General features: G+C 49.7%; 17 protein-coding genes. 4 read left to right on the top strand and 13 right to left on the bottom strand.

The window, feature by feature from the left end; all coding sequences use genetic code 11:
- Positions 1 to 85: 85 nt before the first annotated feature.
- The 8 genes from ACFRAM_RS16820 to ACFRAM_RS16785 form a co-directional block, all read right to left on the bottom strand.
- On the bottom strand, positions 86 to 1,423 hold the full coding sequence (locus ACFRAM_RS16820; RefSeq protein WP_379466814.1) for a DUF4129 domain-containing protein: 1,338 nt from the start codon (positions 1,421 to 1,423) through the stop codon (positions 86 to 88).
- Positions 1,420 to 2,508, bottom strand: coding sequence for a DUF58 domain-containing protein (locus ACFRAM_RS16815; RefSeq protein ID WP_379466813.1), 1,089 nt, complete (start codon positions 2,506 to 2,508; stop codon positions 1,420 to 1,422). Before ACFRAM_RS16815 ends, ACFRAM_RS16820 begins: the two co-directional genes overlap by 4 nt.
- A gap of 3 nt (positions 2,509 to 2,511) precedes the next feature.
- Complete coding sequence (locus tag ACFRAM_RS16810; protein ID WP_379466812.1) at positions 2,512 to 3,492, bottom strand: AAA family ATPase; 981 nt, start codon at positions 3,490 to 3,492, stop codon at positions 2,512 to 2,514.
- An 86-nt stretch (positions 3,493 to 3,578) separates the two neighbouring features.
- A complete protein-coding gene (locus ACFRAM_RS16805; RefSeq protein WP_379466811.1) occupies positions 3,579 to 4,667 on the bottom strand; it encodes a GerAB/ArcD/ProY family transporter in 1,089 nt (362 codons plus the stop codon).
- 22 nt (positions 4,668 to 4,689) lie between these two features.
- Positions 4,690 to 5,844 carry a Ger(x)C family spore germination protein gene (locus ACFRAM_RS16800; RefSeq protein ID WP_379466810.1) on the bottom strand — a complete coding sequence of 385 codons (1,155 nt, stop codon included), beginning with the start codon at positions 5,842 to 5,844 and terminating at the stop codon, positions 4,690 to 4,692.
- On the bottom strand, positions 5,841 to 7,274 hold the full coding sequence (locus tag ACFRAM_RS16795; protein WP_379466988.1) for a spore germination protein: 1,434 nt from the start codon (positions 7,272 to 7,274) through the stop codon (positions 5,841 to 5,843). Before ACFRAM_RS16795 ends, ACFRAM_RS16800 begins: the two co-directional genes overlap by 4 nt.
- Positions 7,275 to 7,465: 191 nt before the next feature.
- The gene (locus ACFRAM_RS16790) at positions 7,466 to 8,458 is read right to left on the bottom strand and encodes an aldo/keto reductase (protein WP_379466809.1); all 993 of its coding nucleotides are present in this window, start codon (positions 8,456 to 8,458) and stop codon (positions 7,466 to 7,468) included.
- A 194-nt stretch (positions 8,459 to 8,652) separates the two neighbouring features.
- A complete protein-coding gene (locus tag ACFRAM_RS16785; RefSeq protein WP_379466808.1) occupies positions 8,653 to 9,741 on the bottom strand; it encodes a LuxR C-terminal-related transcriptional regulator in 1,089 nt (362 codons plus the stop codon).
- A 115-nt stretch (positions 9,742 to 9,856) separates the two neighbouring features.
- Between ACFRAM_RS16785 and ACFRAM_RS16780 the strand changes: the two genes are divergently transcribed.
- On the top strand, positions 9,857 to 10,978 hold the full coding sequence (locus ACFRAM_RS16780) for a saccharopine dehydrogenase family protein (RefSeq protein ID WP_379466807.1): 1,122 nt from the start codon (positions 9,857 to 9,859) through the stop codon (positions 10,976 to 10,978).
- Positions 10,979 to 11,015: 37 nt separating this feature from the next.
- Here the strand turns inward: ACFRAM_RS16780 and ACFRAM_RS16775 are convergent, their stop codons facing one another.
- The gene (locus ACFRAM_RS16775; protein ID WP_379466806.1) at positions 11,016 to 11,876 is read right to left on the bottom strand and encodes a DUF421 domain-containing protein; all 861 of its coding nucleotides are present in this window, start codon (positions 11,874 to 11,876) and stop codon (positions 11,016 to 11,018) included.
- Positions 11,877 to 12,042: 166 nt separating this feature from the next.
- Between ACFRAM_RS16775 and ACFRAM_RS16770 the strand changes: the two genes are divergently transcribed.
- The 3 genes from ACFRAM_RS16770 to ACFRAM_RS16760 all read left to right on the top strand — a co-directional run bounded on the left by ACFRAM_RS16770 (position 12,043) and on the right by ACFRAM_RS16760 (position 13,584).
- Complete coding sequence (locus ACFRAM_RS16770) at positions 12,043 to 12,249, top strand: DUF1657 domain-containing protein (RefSeq protein WP_066368813.1); 207 nt, start codon at positions 12,043 to 12,045, stop codon at positions 12,247 to 12,249.
- A 253-nt stretch (positions 12,250 to 12,502) separates the two neighbouring features.
- Positions 12,503 to 12,934: an Lrp/AsnC family transcriptional regulator gene (locus ACFRAM_RS16765; protein WP_379466805.1), complete on the top strand. Its 432-nt coding sequence runs from the start codon at positions 12,503 to 12,505 to the stop codon at positions 12,932 to 12,934.
- A gap of 20 nt (positions 12,935 to 12,954) precedes the next feature.
- On the top strand, positions 12,955 to 13,584 hold the full coding sequence (locus ACFRAM_RS16760) for a LysE family translocator (RefSeq protein ID WP_379466804.1): 630 nt from the start codon (positions 12,955 to 12,957) through the stop codon (positions 13,582 to 13,584).
- Between the two features lie 52 nt (positions 13,585 to 13,636).
- Here ACFRAM_RS16760 and ACFRAM_RS16755 read toward each other — a convergent pair whose 3' ends face one another.
- The 4 genes from ACFRAM_RS16755 to ACFRAM_RS16740 all read right to left on the bottom strand — a co-directional run bounded on the left by ACFRAM_RS16755 (position 13,637) and on the right by ACFRAM_RS16740 (position 16,649).
- A complete protein-coding gene (locus tag ACFRAM_RS16755; protein WP_379466803.1) occupies positions 13,637 to 14,005 on the bottom strand; it encodes a DMT family transporter in 369 nt (122 codons plus the stop codon).
- A complete protein-coding gene (locus ACFRAM_RS16750; RefSeq protein ID WP_379466802.1) occupies positions 14,005 to 14,559 on the bottom strand; it encodes a TetR/AcrR family transcriptional regulator in 555 nt (184 codons plus the stop codon). Before ACFRAM_RS16750 ends, ACFRAM_RS16755 begins: the two co-directional genes overlap by 1 nt.
- 145 nt (positions 14,560 to 14,704) lie before the next feature.
- On the bottom strand, positions 14,705 to 15,745 hold the full coding sequence (locus tag ACFRAM_RS16745) for a Gfo/Idh/MocA family protein (protein ID WP_379466801.1): 1,041 nt from the start codon (positions 15,743 to 15,745) through the stop codon (positions 14,705 to 14,707).
- Between the two features lie 16 nt (positions 15,746 to 15,761).
- The gene (locus tag ACFRAM_RS16740) at positions 15,762 to 16,649 is read right to left on the bottom strand and encodes a sugar phosphate isomerase/epimerase family protein (protein WP_379466800.1); all 888 of its coding nucleotides are present in this window, start codon (positions 16,647 to 16,649) and stop codon (positions 15,762 to 15,764) included.
- Between the last annotated feature and the right edge of the window lie 68 nt (positions 16,650 to 16,717).

Below are 16,717 nucleotides of genomic sequence, written 5' to 3'. Positions count from 1 at the left end.
TAGGTTTCAATTGGAAATTAAGATTCGAGAAAAAAGCAGCAGCCGTAAACGGGCTGCTGCTTTTGTGGGACTATCTATAGGAAATTCAGGATTTCGATTTATGAAATACCGTGATCTGTGCCACATCTGCATCGGTAGGTTCTTCCTGACCGTACCTGGCCTGATCATACAGATCAAGCAACCTCTCTTCCGGCATGGTGGCAGTGTCACTGCTTTCCTTGCGTTTCCGGTTTCTGCCGGCGCTCCACAACGCCGCGTCGGCTCCTGTTTCTTGCGGGGTTAGATGCTTCTTGATCTCATAGCCGTTCTCCTGCTTGGAACGCAGCCACTGGCGGTACAGCCATCTCACCCGATCCCTGTTGCCCTGCATATGCTCCCAGCGATCCCGCCTTCCCCCGCTAACAGCCGTGGTCCAGAATTGTTTGAAATTCTGCAACGTTTTCTCCCAGGCAAAAACACTACTCTCTTCATCCTGATAAGTCTCATTGTCACGGCTCGGCTGCTTACGCATCAATAAAGCTAGAACAGCGGAAATGGTCTTGTGCAGCAGACCGCTGGTGTTTCGATAGAGCCAACGTAAGATATAAAAGACAACTATTGCAATTACAGCTGCTACGATAACATAAGACAGCACATTGAAGATCTGTGCGATAAGACCGGGGTCATTGGCTTCTGCCGGTGGCATTTCTGGTGTAGCAGGTGCCGGTTCATTCGGCTGCAGCGGAGTTTCTTCCGAGCCGGATAACAATCGGGCGATCCAGGACAACAGCTGACGAAGTCCGCCGAAGAGCAGACCACCGATCATTCGCCCCGCTCCTGCCGCCAATGTTACCGCTGCAACCACGATGAGGAGTACAGAAATGCGGTTATGGAGCCGCAAGCCTGTTGGCAAGGATGAAGTCCGGCCGGAAAGAGAGGTGTAGCGCAAATGATCGCTGTTCGATGCCAGGAGAACAATTATGACACTCAGACTGCCACACCAGGTAAGGAGTGTCGTCCATGGTTCAAGCTGTGAAACTTTTGGAAACACTATAGCGGCTAAAAAATAGAGACCGATTCCGCTGTAATACGTTGTATTCCGGCCAATTCTAGACTCTGTAGTCAGGCCGAGATAGGTACAGACAAGGCAAGCAATGGCCAAAGAAATGCCTGATAATGATACTCCGGAAAACAGAAGTCCGACCACCGCTCCCAGCAGTAAGGACATTCCTAACTGTTTCCACCTAATATTGCAAAGAGTTCGCAGCAGCACGCCAGCCAATGACAACAGTGCAAATAAGATCATCCATAGCGGCGTCATATACTCACGAAGAAGGTATGTGGCATACAGCATCAGAAGAGGCAAAAATAACAGCAGTTCCATCAGCACATGCGTCCAAAACATCAACGAATCTTGCAAAAATCTCCGGGAAGGGTGCTTCATGCGCTCTCCCTCCCTCGTTCCGGAATGGTCAGCCACTCCACACCATTGCCTTCCTGCATAAGCTGGCCGGCCGCTTCCAGCAGATCCGCACCCTGGTGACAGGTTATGATCAGATAGTCTGTATCTCTGATTCCGTTCTCGGCCTGCAGCTCCAACAGACGGTTCATTGGCAGTGTCCGGTCAAGCGTCAATCGCGCGAGAAGCTCCAGCATCTCCTCTTGCTGAGCTATCGGGCCGGATAGGACAGGCTCACGGGCATCGCCATCTACTAGTCTCCCGTTGCAGATGAACCCGGTCTCAATGCCATGATCCAGTGCATAGCCGGCAACAGCTGCTGCATAACGAATGCCAAGTTCTATTCGTTCCACATCCGTTATGTTCCTCCACATGGATTCGCTAACCTCTACATTGAGACAAATCATCAGCCGGGAATCAGCTGAATAATCATTCTTGTGAACCTGCATCACTCCGGTACGTGCCGTAGCCTTCCAGTTGACCATACCCATGGAATCTCCCGTGCTGTACTCACGGATGCCTGCAGTCAGAAATGGGTCTTCTACAATCCAGCGCTTGATGGCCAATTCGCCCAGCCAGCTGTGCACGGGCAGGGGTATCTCATCAAAGCTGATAAGTTCGGGATAAACCAGCAGTTCCAGCTGAAGAGGAAAGGTCTTAACGACCCGACTAAAGCCGAACAGGTCTCCAGTAGTCATGGTCACCGATTCCAATGTATAGAAGCCCCTCCGTTCACCTACCAAGGTATGGCGACGTTTGATGTGACGGTAGGAGCGCAAATAGAACAAGCTGACATGATTCTGATAGATGTCACCGGAGCTGATCCCCAGATTATCCTGTCTGCCGAATTCCAGCCCTGTTGCGATACTGGATTCCATCCGCAACCAAGGAAGCGGCAGCAGCTTGTCATTCACAATCTCCTCAACCATCTCCAGCTCTTCGCCTGCATAGACGGCCTTTCTGGAGAAATAACGGTCGTAGCTTAACGCCTTCAGGGCATTCTTCTGATAAATGAAGGATATGATTAGCAGCAACGCTGCAGCGAAGAGGATAAACCACACTAAAGCCATGGCTTAGTCCGCCCTTCCGCCTTTGGCAGCCAGAAGCGGTTCAGCAGGCACTTCCACTTCTCGCAGAACCTGTTCTACAACTTCTGCAGCCTGCCCCTCCCGAGCTTTCATGCCCTGATGCAGTAGCAGACGGTGTGCCAGAACCGGCACAGCCACGGCCTTGATATCATCCGGTGTCACGAATGAACGCCCTTGAATGAGCGCATACCCTTGGGCAGATCTCAACAGTGCACCGCTGGCCCGCGGACTCGCACCCAGCCTTACCGCCGTAGACCTGCGGGTAGCTTCAGTGATGCGGACGATATAAGTCAGAAGATCATCACTGACGCTAATCTCTGCTGCCAGCTGCTGTACTGCACGGATCTCCTCCCCCGATGCTACCGCTGTCAGGTTCTCAAGCGGATTGCCGAGCCGGAACCTTTGGAGAATATGTACCCCTTCTTCCAGGGATGGATAGCCGGTCTTGATCCGCATCAGGAAGCGGTCGAGCTGCGCCTCCGGCAGCGGAAACGTACCCTGATTGTCCACAGGATTCTGGGTCGCAATTACAAGAAACGGGGACTCCAGCCCATGCGTAACCCCGTCAATGGTGATTTGGCGCTCCTCCATACATTCCAGCAAACTGGATTGTGTCCGCGGTGTAGCGCGGTTAATTTCGTCGGCCAGCAAGATGCTAGCGAATACAGGGCCCGGACGGAACTGAAACTCTCCGGTCTTCTGATTATAGTAATTAATGCCGCTCAAATCAGAGGGTAAAAGGTCCGGTGTAAACTGAATTCGTTTGAAATGACAGTCCAGTGACTTTGCCAGAGCCTTGGCAAGCAAGGTCTTGCCCGTTCCAGGCACATCCTCCAGCAGCACGTGGCCATTAGCCAGCAATGCGGCCAGCAGCAGATCCACTCCGTCTATTTTCCCAACAATAACTTTGGCCAGATTCTGGCGAATATCACTGATAAGTCTCTTACCTTCAAGGATATCTATCATGGATAACACTTCCTATCTGATTAAAGGTATCTACTATAGGATAATCATACCAGAAAGCGTATACATTATAAATGTCCGGATAATGTCTATTCCAACGGTCTTTTTCGAAAACGGATAAGGGCAACGATAAAATAAAACACAGGAAGGCAGTCCACTCCGAACCAAATCCAAATAGCAACCGCGGAGTTATAGTCCCGGTCGTACACCGCTACATTTTGCGAATAGAGGAAGGCAATCACTAAAGCAATCAGCGTCAGCGACTGCACCATGTACTTCTTCCCTTTGTTGTTGGTCAGATTTGACAAGCACCGGACAGCGACATAAATGAGAAATGCACTGTGGATAAACAGCGAGGAAGACCATATCCCGATTAGAAGCGGGTCTATATTCCCTATAATATTGTCATGTGTAGAGCTGCGGATCATTTCCAGAAAAGGATACTGAATTTGGGGGCCAAGGTAGGCGCCCAGACTGAGCAGAGTGAGCAGCCACCCTGTAAGGATCGAGATCATAACCAACAGAGAGGCCACTGTCAGCTTTTTATAGACATGTTTATCGAGTTTGAGTTCCGGGACAATGAATAGAAAGACGATCCATTCCGAGACCCAGGAAGTCACAATCCAGGAATCCTTAACGGCTATGATCGGGTCATGATAGTGCAGCAACGCGGGCAGCATATTAAGATCCACTTCCTGCACAAATAAAAAAACAGTGAAGAGCGATGCCGAAACAATCAGCAGAAACAACCCATCCGTCATATAAATCAAACTTGTGAACCGAAGCTTCGCCGTATACATAATGACCAACCCTATGAGCAGCTGAATAAACCATGGAGGGGTTCCCCGCAAGTAATTGGAGCCGAAGAACAACACGAAATTCTCCAGATCCAAAGACACATAATATATACACCAGCACAACAGCAACACAATGACAACCTTATGAACCCATTTGCCGACAATACTGCTGCCAAAATCCACCCAAGCCTGTCCCGGTTTCAGCCGCCCTACATAAACCGCACAGGACATCATCCCGATGCTAAGCAACGTGCCACCCATCACCGCCATCCAGGATTGATAGGTAGGGCTTGAAATCAGAGTGGGCACGAGAAAAATGGACGCTTGTGAATTCAGATAAATAAACGCGAACCGGGTAAGCTGCCATTTTGTTGTGCGCATGCGGTACTCCCTTCACATTGAATCACACCTCGGTGCCATAATCGGCAATTCGGAAGTTCGCCTTTACTCGGATTTCGGCATGATTCTTATAGTAATCTTCCCAACGGTCACGTATCTTCCGCCATTCCTTTGGATAGTTCCATTCCATGAGCAGGCCTAGTTCCAGCACATCCGCTCCAGCTGTCTTCGTCTTTTTGATCGCTTCGTTCAAATCTTGAACAGCCTTCTTTTCCAATGCCTCTGTTACAATACGACTGAATACAGTCTTACTCCGGCTCTCCATGTCCTTCTTGTAGACCAGACTAGCCCGCCCTTTGAGTGTGACATAGAACACAGGCCCTTTCTCCGTCATTCGTACAGTTCTGGACCCCTTGGAAGTGAAGAAAACGGCACTCACACGGCTTTTCCCCTCATCCCAGGTTACCGTCATCACCGGATCCTGAGGATGCCCTAGTGCCCAAGCCAGTGACCTCGCGTCCTGCAGGCCGACTGTGCCCCTCATTTTATCCTTTTGGAAAAGCATGGCGCCCTGCATCCCGACCCAATATTCAGGCATAGCCGGAACCGTATCATTCGGATTATTACCAAAGGATAAGTAATTGATGGCATAGCCCATCCCGCTTGCCTCCGCAATCAGACACTGCTTGATGGTTGTGCCCAGTACGTAGTTGTTTTGCCCAAACTTCATTAGGACCTCGCCCGGAAGTGTCTCGAAGGTTGGTGTAAGTTTTGAGATCATCTGCGCCCTTCCCGGAGCGGCGAAAACGTAGGTGCCAAGCGGCAAGCTTGGTTCTCTTTTCATCCATTCCAAGAGTTCGGCCATCCGGCTGCTGGCATATTCTTTACCAACCACCACCGCTTTGATCTTTGCCAGGCTGATGTTTCTCGTTAAATCCTTCTGGATCAGCATCAGTGCGTCAGTGACAGTCTCCGCCGTTTTGGTGACTTTCGCATAAGTCTTGTTGCTGCCGCTGCCATCGCCGCCGCCCGACTGCTGCCCATTCATCAAACGGTTGGTCAGGGGGGAACTGATTGACAGCTCGACCGTACCTGGCTTCTTGCCCGTATCGAGATAAACTGCGTAGACGAAGCTTAATTCATCAAGTTCCACCTTGGACCAGCAGCCCGTCAGATTCAGCATCAGCATTAGGGCGATCCCCAGCTTTAGCAGGTTCATTTTTTTCGCTGCCTCCTTTGGTTCCGCTTGCTAAAGGCATCGCTACGCCTGTTCATATAAGTAGAGGGTACCCGCAGCAACGTATCCTTCCAATCCTGAAAGACAAAGGGCGCAATCGGCTGCATATATGGCGTTCCGAAAGAAAGAAGATTGGCCAGGTGACCATAAAGGACAAAGGCTGCCGTGAACACACCGATTAAGCCCATGGTCCCCCCGAGAATCAGCAGCGGAAAACGCAGGAGCCTGAACGTTAATCCAAGCTCCAGATGCGGAATGATGTAGGAAGCAATACCTGTTATGGATACGACAATGACCATTGGAGCCGATACAATGCCCGCCATTACTGCCGCCTGTCCAATGACGATCGCCCCAATAATTGATACTGTCTGTCCGACAGGCTTCGGAATACGCGTTCCCGCTTCACGCAGCGCTTCAAAGGTCAGCTCCATAATCAGAGCCTCAGTCAACGCAGAGAAAGGAATGTTCTCCCGTGCTGCTGCAATGGTGAGCAGTAAATTGGAAGGTATGATCTGGGCATGAAAGGTAGTGATGGCCACATATAGTGAAGGAAGAAGCAAGGCGATAATGGAGAATACGAATCTTACAATCCGTATCCAGCTGCCCGCGAAATAGCTCTGATAATAATCCTCGGAAGATTGCAGCAGGGAAAAAAGAGTTACCGGGGTTAGCAGCGCAGATGGTGTACCATCCTGCAGCAGGCCGATGCGGCCCTCCATGAGGGAGGCTGCCACGGAATCCGGGCGTTCCGTATACTGGAACAACGGAAATGGCGTTAGCACATCATATGTAATATGCTCCGCCAGATAGCTGATGCCGAGGATGCCATCGATGGACAAGTCCTGGAGCTTACGGTCAATCTCCTCCAGCACTTCTGGTTTATAGAGCCCCTCTATGTACAGTACATACACGTCGGTCTTCGTATATTTACCGATGCTATAATGCTTCATTTTCAAGTCAGGATGCTTGATTTTATGGCGCAGCAGCGATAAATTCGTCTCTATATCCTCAATGAAAGCTTCCTGCGGGCCGATAACCACCAGCTCATTCTGTGATTCGCTGACTGCGCGCTTCTGATATTTGGTGATATCGAAATAGTAAAGGAACGGAAAGCCCTCCATTCCCAGCACCACATTCCCCATGACGACCAGATCTGCTGCTGCAGTAATATCAAAGCATTTCAGGCTGGGGATGGAGAACGCCGAGCCTCGTTCCAGCCGTTCGAGAAATTGCGGCCAATCCAGTCCGGAGTTACTCTCCTTTTTCAATATTTCGCTAATGCCTACCTGAAGACTCCGGGGGTCTACAATAGAAGGAATATAGATTAGCGTACAGGCATGCCCATGCACCTGAAAGACCTGATAGACGATGTCGCTGCTCCCAGCTAACTGCTTCTTGATAGTCTCGAGCATCTGTGCATCCACGGTCTTCGCCTCCGGTCATAAGTTGATGGAAATCTGCTTTAGTTTGCCAATTTAACAATAAGTTATGCGATACGAGGTACGGCGGCTGATTAAGCCAGAATGCAAAAAAAGCCAGCCCCGCTTGTCCCGGAACTGACTTTATGAATATGTGTAATCTGTAGCTGTGGCTATAAGCTCGGCTAAAAAGTGCGGCCGAGTCCACCACTGACTTCGTGCGGCACATAGGCTGATTCCAGCCGCTGCACTTCATCCGGGGTCAGCCGGATGTCGACGGCTGCTACCGCATCCTCCAGGTGCTGCATCTTGGTCGCGCCGATGATCGGCGCAGTAACCGGCTTCTTCTGCAGCACCCAAGCCAGAGCCACCTGCGCGCGCGGAATGCCGCGCTCTTCGGCAATCTCCTTCACCTGTGTAGTCACACGGTGATCAGCTTCGTCAGTCTTGGCGTATAATTGCTTCCCGAATTCATCGGTCAGGGAACGCGCACTCGACTCTTCGAAGTCCCGTGTCAGCCGGCCGCGGGCCAGCGGACTCCACGGGATGACACCAATGCCCTCTGCTTGGCAGAGCGGCAGCATCTCCCGTTCTTCTTCACGGTACAACAAGTTGAGATAGTTCTGCATGGAGACAAAACGCGTCCAGCCATGGCTTTCCGCTACATGCAGCGCTTTAAGAAACTGCCAGGCATACATGGAGGAAGCTCCGATATAGCGGGCTTTACCAGCTTTGACCACATCATGGAGTGCCTCCATGGTCTCTTCAATCGGCGTCTCACTGTCCCAGCGGTGAATCTGGTATAGGTCAACATAATCCGTACCCAGCCGCTTGAGGCTGTGGTCGATTTCACTCATAATGACTTTGCGCGAAAGTCCGCCGCCGTTGGGACCCGGCCGCATCCGGCCATGGACCTTCGTTGCGATGACCACATCATCACGGGCCGCAAAATCCTTCAGTGCCCGCCCAACAATCTCTTCGCTTGTCCCATCGGAGTATACATTGGCCGTATCAAAGAAGTTAATACCCAGCTCAAGCGCGCGGCGGATGAACGGCCGGCTCTCTTCTTCTCCCAGTGTCCAGGCATGGCTCCCCCGCTCGGGTATCCCATAGCTCATGCAGCCCAGGCAAATACGTGAAACTTCAAGTCCTGTGGAACCTAGCTTTGCATAATCCATTGAACATCATCCTCTCAACCAGAAGTTATGACGAACGCTTACGTTACTAGTATAGCTCCTGCAGTAGAGAAATAAAAATGTAGCAAGATTCCGTAAAGCGGGGAGTTCTTCGCCTTGGTGAAATTAGCAGTCAAATAGTATCAACCTATACACAAAGCCAATCCGGGAAAAGCCGATTTTTCCGGATCAGGATCTCACACTTTCTTATCACTACTATAGCGAGAAAACAAACGCCAGATTAGTTCTCTGCGACTCGTGACACCCGTCTTGATAAAAATCGACTTGAGATGATCCTGAACGGTGTACGTAGAGATATGTAGATTGTGGGCTAGTTCCTTGGTCGATAGCCCCTTGGAGATTTGCTCCACGATTTCTTTCTCCCGTGATGACAATCCATATGACTCGGCAATGAGCGGCAAGATGTCGGCGGTTCGGGCTGGCTCAAAGGTAACAGCCAGCTGAACCTGACCAGAAGACTCGTCCAGCTTGCTGGCAGCAATGGCCAAATAATGGCCTGATGGCAATCGCAGACAAATCTTGGCCTTTGAGGGCTGATGCTCCTCAGCAGCGGTCAGTTCCGCAAGCGCGCGCGAACATACTGCCCGCACCGGACTTGGCAGGATATCGGGTTCAAGCTGTTCCCACTCCCCAAGCATGGCCAGCCATTTCCTGGCTTGCCCATTGGAAGCAAGCGGGTTCAACGCATGGGACAACACCAGGAGGCCGACTTCCTCCTGCAGCCCCTGGATATCCTCTGGTGGCGTGCTTAATGTGTACCCCCGCAAGGATCGGGCGATCCATGGCGCGATAGCCGCCAGAAAGACTTCCTCCTCTGCCTGGAAGAATGAGTCTTCCGCTGCCCTGAACAATGTCAAGTATCCCCAGCAGGCCCCTCCGCTCAGCAAGGCTACACGGATTTCATCCCCAAGTCCCGCGGGCTCCAGCACAGCAAGATATCTTCCGCTTCGCCCCAGTTCTCCTTCTGTGGCACCACTAAGTGTTGCCACAGGGACCGGCCGGTGGACCAAAGCGTCGTATTTGTTGAAATCTTCATGCAAATATTCGTATTCAAACAGCCGGGCATGGATGGAGTCAATTCCTTCCCCCGCAATGGCTCCCGTGGACAACAGAGTGTAGGGATCAACTGTTGTACAGCAAGCAGCCTCGAACGGAATCCAGTCCTTCAAGCGGCTGATCATCGCCTCTCTGTATTCAAACGATGATGACGTTCTTCGCTCCAGTCGCTCCAGCTCTTTCTTGAACGCTTCCAGACTCAGTGACATGCCCTTCTCCTTCTGAATCCCACAAATGTGGGATGGTCTCATTCTAACTTCACGATGATAATTACTAATTATATAGCAGCACATTATATCATCAAGTCAGGAGAGGCAACACACAATGAACAAGGATATTATCGTCATCGGCGGTTACGGCCATGTCGGCTCACAAATCTGCACCCTGCTCAGCGAACGCTATCCTGGGCATGTCTATGCCGCAGGCCGCAGCCTGGAACGTGCTGAGCAGTTCAGCAAGACCACAGGCGGCAAGGTGAAACCGCTGCGCCTGGACCTCACAAAAAAAGCAGACCCAAAGCTGCTAAAACGGGCGAAACTTGTAGTGATGTGCATGGATCAGAAAGATACCGCTTTCGCAGAAGCTTGTTTGCAAAACGGAGTGTATTATGTGGATGTTTCAGCTAACGGTGCTTTTCTTACCCGCCTTGAAGCACTGGCATCCCCCTCCAGAACACTCCCTGGAACGGCTGTATTGAGTGTCGGACTAGCCCCCGGCTTGACCAACATGCTGGCTCGCCAAGCCAGTGAAGCCATGGATCATACGAACCGCGCGGACATCACCATTATGCTCGGACTTGGTGATAGTCATGGAAAAGCAGCCATTGAATGGACCGTAGACAATCTAAGAGCAGACTTCGATATTGTGGAGAACGGAAGCCTTGTGGCAGCGACCAGCTTTACAAGCGGCAAGACAAGTGATCTTGGGAAGGGACTGGGGCGTCGCACTGCCTACCGATTTCCTTTTTCCGATCAGCAGACCTTGCCCCGGACACTTGGTATCCCTTCCGTCTCCACACGTCTGTGCTTTGATTCCCGAATCGCTACCGGTTCTGTAGCTTTACTGCAGAAATTCGGGCTAAAAAAAATGCTCCGCAGCGAGCGGATGCGTAAAGCGGCAGTATGGTCTTTTGGCAAGCTCCGCTATGGAAGTGATCAATTTGCTATTAAGGTAGATGCTTATGGCACGAAGAACGGTCTCCCCTTTACAGCGGAATATGGACTTCAAGGGAGCAATGAGGCCCGAACCACGGCCAGGACTGCCGCCGCTGTGGCAGGAGCGATCTATGACGCAATACTGCCTCCCGGTATTTTTCATATAGAGGAGCTGTTTACTATGGAACTTGCCAGCGATCGCCTCTCACTCAGGCTGACAAACTCCGCGGAGAATGGCCAGTCCTTTACGATTGACGAGATCCGCTGTTGGGATCGTGAGGTGTTTCAATAGCGCAAATAGATATCGAAAACTAACGAGCGACGCGTCTCTAGCCCTGAAGATAAGGCTTTAAGGTCTGCACCATCTCCAGCAGCTGCTTAGAAGCGTCCTCGTACATTTGTTTAGCTTCCTTGTTCTGTGTAGAAAGGCTGAACAATTCCATGTCTGCTTCGGCTTTTTTGAGGGTGGCGTAGAGCTGCGGCTTCTCCTGTAACTCCGGCACTTTGATTTTGTCCGCATAGAGATCCACTGTCAGATCACCGTAGGAATCCACCTGTCCCAGAAACACATCTTCGGTATTCAATCCCAGTAGTTCGAGCTTGCCTTGCAGCCAGCCCCGGGTCTGGCCCAGATTATCCAGCGGCTCATCCAGCACCTTCCCGTCCATAATGACAGCCAGCGGCTCTTTCTGTTGAGGAACGATAATCCCAAGATCCTTGGCAGTTAACGGCTGGTTCTCCTTTTTCAGCAGGACGTTAATTGTACCGGAGGATTCCATCATCGCAAACTCAACATCAGCGAGCCTGAAGACATCCTTCTTACGCAGTTCAGCCAGCAATTCATCCGAAGACAAGCGCTCCTTCTTGAGATTTTCTTCGAGAATTTTACCATCCTTAACAAGGACCGCAGATTTGAAGTCCATGAAATCTCTTGCTTTCTTACTCTTGATCTGCAACCATTCAGTGCCAAGCGAGACGGCAACCCAGACCGCAAGGGCAATGAGGCCAAGAAACCAATTCTTCTCTGTATCCATGGATATATAGGCCGCCAAGCTCCCGATGGTAATGCCTGTAATGTATTCGAATAACGAGAGCTGAGACACCTGTCTCTTCCCGAGCAATCTCGTTAAAAAGAAAAGAACCACGACGGCGCATAGCGTCCGCACAATAACCTCCAACCATAACGGCAACTGTAACTCCTCCTTTGATTTAAGTGTCCATGCTGCTTAACACATTCATTATTTGTTAATTGAACCGGAAGAAAACAGGGATTTTTTCCCCTGAATAATGACGCAAACCGGAGTGAATCATATTCAACGTTAATCAGTATCAATCACCCGAAGGAGGAACTTACAAATGACGGTAGCTTCGCAGGTAAAAACATGTCTCTCTTCTCTAAAAGGCGCTCAGGCTAGCTTGGAACAATTCGCTCTTTCAACACAAAATCAGGATGCCAAAACACTGTTTACCAACGCTGCAGCACAAACACAGCAAATCGTACAGCAAGTAGAGAGCCGGGTTCAAGAATTGGAAAAAGAAGAGCCGCAATATAAAGGCTTCTAAATAAGAAATGCCCTGTTCCTTTAGAGGATCAGGGCATTCTTTATTTAGGGGAGAACTATTCCGATTGTGCAGAACTCCCTTATGATCTCACTATTTTTGCGGTTAAAGTTTTAAAGTTCAATCCACTTTCAGCCAAGCTCAATTTAATTATTTTAAACCCAATTAGATAAACACTTAAATAAATTTTCATTTTTAGTACATACATTTTCATTTATTTCGTTTTTTGTATAATTAGCCTAAAGGAGTGAAAGCAATGGACGACATCGATTTTCAGATTTTGGAAATGCTCAAGGCCAACGGTCGCATCACAAGTTCCGAAATTAGTAAAGCCATACACTTATCCGTGCCTGCCGTCACGGAAAGAATACGAAAACTAGAGAAAAACGGAGTGATTGATCAATTCACAGTCAAATTGAACCGTAAAGCTATAGGGCACAACTTCATGGTTTTTATTTTTGTACAACTGAATGGCTCAGCCAAAACTGAGACATTCCGCAAGAACATTACTCAGTCACCGTTAGTACTAGAATGTCACCATATTTCGGGTGAGTATGACTATCTCCTAAAAGTTGGATTACCGGATTTATCCGAAATGGAGAGCTTTATAACGCATACGCTAAAGGCGAATCATGACGTTGTGCGTTCCAATACGATTTTTATATTATCTACGCTGAAAGAAGAATAGAGAAAAAGGAGTGCATCCCTATGACTTGGGAATGGCTCGCAAAAGGAATCCTATTAGGAGTTTCTATCGCAGCTCCTGTAGGTCCTATCAGCATATTATGTATCAAAGAGACCCTGACCTCAGGTTTCAAAAACGGACTATCCTGTGGTTTGGGAGCAGCCACAGCGGACGCAATCTACGGTTGTATCGCCGGGTTAGGCTTATCCACTCTCACTACTTTTCTGGTTGACTACAAAACGTTACTACAAGCCCTAGGCGGACTGTTTATTTGTTATCTTGGCATGAAATCTTTACTATTTACTCCCCGGATGAGAAGCAGCACCGAATCCTATTCTCCAAAAAACTTACTAAATGCATACATAGTAACGCTGCTATTGACGTTATCCAATCCTATGACGATTGTTTTCTTTCTCGGCGTTTTCAGCGCTTCCGGTGTTCAGTTGTCGCATAACAACTCCAACATGCCATTTTTGATCGGCGGTGTTTTTCTCGGTTCCGTTATATGGTGGATCTGTTTGGTAGGCAGCACTACTTTGTTCCGGAGCAAAAAGAAGGCAGGTGGCTCGAAGCAGAACTTGTTTAACAAGCTGTCTGGAATGGTTATGTTATCTTTCGGTATGCTTGCCCTCATTCAATCTCTGGGCCTTTAAAACAAATGCGGGTGTCCCAATCAGCCATTGGCTATTAGGACACCCGCATTCTTTATTTAGCAGAGACTACTTCGGTTTGTGCAGAACTCGATGTATCCCCATGACCCGGACCAAATAGATTCAGGACGACTACGCCAATTACGATCAGAGCGATGCCGACAAGACTGCCGGTCGATATTTTTTCCTTCCAGATCAGTACCGAAATGATGACGGTAGCCACCGACCCGACTCCTGACCAGATAGCATAAGCGGCATTCAGTGGAATTGTTTTCAATGTAAGCGATAAGAAGAAAAAGGCCACCACAAAACCAACAACAACCCCGATAACTGGCAGCGGCTTGCTGAATCCTTGTGATGCCTTAAGCATCGACGTCCCGAACAACTCAAATAAGATAGATACAGCTAGATACAAGTAACCCATTATTCTTTATTTCCTCCAGACCATGAAATTAATTGTTCAAACACTTGATCCCGCAGCTTCTCGTCCAGTTGAGCCATTCCGAACAGCTCCGTAAACCATAGCCCATCGGCGGCCAGCCTAATGATGGTAGCTTGTACGGGATCGATACCATCATGGATAATGTTATTCTGCCAGATCTTGAACTGTTCCCTCATTCCGTCCAGCAGCTTGGGATTTGCAAAAGCAGCAGCGAACAACGCTGAACTCCTGTCAAGGCCCTGCTCCACCTCCTCAAAGGCGGTTCCCACATATGCACGACTCCACGACCCTTGTACAGTAGGATCTGCCCCTGCCTTCAGCTGAACATTCTGTCCGTATTCTTCATTACACTTATCCACCATGCCGGTGATCAGGGCATCTTTACTTGCAAAATGATACAACAGTCCGCCCTTGCTGACTCCCGCTTCCTTCGCAACCGCATCCAGCGTGAGCTGACCCATTCCATCTCGCTGTACAATTGTTGAGGCTGCATTCAGAATCGCTTCCCGTTTGGAATTGACATTATGAGCTGTCAATAACATCACCTCTTTATATTTAGTGTACCGTCTGGACGGTTTGTAGGTCAATGAGAAATTACTAATTCGGAGATCTTTTTAATCAATATATACAAAAAGCCAGCAAATACGGTTGTAACCGCTTTGCTGGCGCTTTTTTATTCCTTTAAATGTTCATCAAATCTGCAATTTGAACCTTTTGCCCGGTTCGAGCACTCTCCAGTGCTCCGAACACCATGGCCATACTGTAACGATTATCCCTGCAGTCTGTCTCTGCTGGACGCTGCTCTTCCAGTGACAAGAACATTTCATCCAGACAACCTGGATGGAATGTATTCTTCATTTCCACTTCCGGGCCTTGAACGGTTTCATAATCATAGAGGAATTTGCCGGTCTGGTCGCCGGATGACACCACCTCGGCATAAGGCATACCATTGCCATCCCAAAGCGCAGTCCCCTTCTCTCCGGTAATTCGCCAGGAAGCTTCCCATGACGTCGGCGCGCCTTCCGCACACCAGGAACCTTGGTAACTAAACACAGAACCGTCGGACATTTCAAAAATACATATGGCCGCGGCATTCCCAGCATACCATGATCCCGGAGGATTAAATTCCTGGCAATATACCGTCACCGGATTGGCTCCGCTGATGTACCGGGCCTGATCAAAGGTATGTACCGCCATGTCCAGCAACAATGGACTCTCCATCGCATCACGAAAGCCACCGAAATGGGGAGCCAGGAAGAAGCTTGCGCCGATATAACCGGTTCTGCCGATAGTTCCCTGTTCCATCAAGCTCCGTAGTGAACGAATCCGATGATCAAAGCGACGGTTCTGCATCACAGCATGCGTCTTCCCCGTCCGCTCCGTTAAGGCCACAATCTCATTACACTCGGCCATTGTGCCAGCCAGTGGCTTCTCTCCGAAGACCTGACAACCCATTTCCAGTGCCGTGCGGGCAATTGTGAAATGGCTTTCCGGAATCGTCACGTCAAATACAAGGTTTGCACCGGTCTCGGCAATGGCTTGCTTCAGATCCGTAAATGTCGGACAAGTTAGATTGTACCGCGCAGCCATCGCTTGTGCAGCCGAGGGATACAGATCAACCAGTGCAACAATTTCCGCGTCCTCCCGCCCGAGTGCATATTCCACCCAGGCATTCGCCATTCCCCCGCAGCCCGCTAAAGCAATACGATATGATACTGTCATGGTGCACCTCCTTTGATTAGGTCGGATTCGGCACGAAGCTTCCGCCGCGGCAATGCTTAAGGTAGTTCAGAGCATGAACTTGCCCAGTCATCTCCAGCTCATCTTTGTAGACCGGATCATGCCAGCCTTCAATATCAATCGTTCCTTTATAACCCGCTTGGCGCAGGATGGTGATAATATCAGCCCAATTCGTATCCCCAAAGCCTGGCGTACGGTGCCATACATACTCCTTGGAGCCGTGAATACCATATTCCTTAACAATATCCCAAGCGATCGTTGCGTCCTTGCCGTGCACATGGAATACTTTATCCGTCCATTTGCGCAGCTGCGGGATTGGATCAATCAGAGCCACCATTTGGTGACAGGGTTCCCATTCCAGTCCCAGGTTGTCGGCAGGCACGGCGTTGAACATTTTCTCCCAAGCTTGCGGGTTGTGAGCAATGTTCCAATCTCCAGATTGCCAATTGCCACCCATGGAGCAGTTCTCAAAGGCAATGCGCAGGCCACGGTCAGCCGCTTTCTTCGATAGTTCACCGAATACTTCAGCGAACTTCGGCAGGGAGTCATCAATGGATTGACCCGGTAGACGTCCGGTGAAGCCGGATACCATATCCGTTCCGAACAAGTGGGCTGTGTCGATCAGGCGCTCCCAGCTTGCCAATGTATCTTCGTTGCCGTTAGCATTCGTGAGCGGATTGCCGAAAATACCAACCGAAGAAATAACAAAGTTATGTTGATCCGCTAATTCACGCACGCGCTTAGCCGTCTCTACCAGATCGGTCTCTCCGGTTGTTTGCCAAAAGGTCAAGCTAAAGGATTCGAAGCCATGTCCTACGATTTGCGGAATCACACGAACGGCATCGCCGCCGCCTACTAAAGTACCGATTCTAAGTGTATCTTGCATCTTGTGTACCACTCCAATATTGGTTTATATTAAATTCAACACTTCAAGTATATTCGTCATTAATACCT

The organism is Paenibacillus sp. NPDC056722, from assembly GCF_042790635.1.
In the GTDB taxonomy this organism is placed as follows: Bacteria; Bacillota; Bacilli; order Paenibacillales; family Paenibacillaceae; genus Paenibacillus_AQ; species Paenibacillus_AQ agri.
Note: the sequence above shows the minus strand (reverse complement) of the source record. Positions and strands in the feature narration are given on the sequence as shown.